This is a genomic window from Aphanothece microscopica RSMan92, from assembly GCF_046613545.2.
Taxonomy (GTDB): Bacteria; Cyanobacteriota; Cyanobacteriia; order PCC-6307; family Cyanobiaceae; genus NIES-981.
Genome location: NZ_JBKKKY020000522.1, coordinates 1 through 462, shown reverse-complemented (window position 1 = coordinate 462; position 462 = coordinate 1). Strand labels below are relative to the sequence as shown.

Annotated in this window: 1 protein-coding gene; it reads left to right on the top strand. The window is 74.9% G+C overall.

All coding sequences use genetic code 11. The features are described from left to right. The coding region (locus tag ACLD7X_RS18860; protein ID WP_482764000.1) for a pseudouridine synthase domain-containing protein at positions 1-462 on the top strand (462 nt) is incomplete at both ends.

The window sequence follows — 462 nt, the reverse complement described above, 5'->3', positions numbered from 1 at the left end:
GCGCAAGTATCGCGTCCGTATCAAGGGCAACCCGACCGACCCCGATCTGGACCCGCTGCGTCAGGGCATCACCGTCGACGGCGAACGGTTCCAGCCCATGTCGGTGGTGCTCGACCGCCATCAGGGCGCCAACGCCTGGGTCACCGTGGGCCTGCGCGAAGGCAAGAACCGCGAGATCCGGCGCGCCATGACGGCGCTGGGGCTGACGGTCAACCGCCTGATCCGCATCGCCTATGGCCCCTTCCGGCTGGGCGAGCTGCCCCCCGGCGGGGTCGAGGAGGTGCGCCCCCGTGTCCTGCGCGACCAGCTGGGGCTGGAAGAACCGCTCGAGGCCGCAAAGGCCCCCGCCCCCCGCGCCGCAGGCGCAGCCGGCCAGCCCCCTCGCGGGGCGGCCGCGTCCAGACCCGGGGCCAAGGCCGCCCCCGCCGCGAAACCCGCCGCGGCCGGTGCCGCGAAACCCGC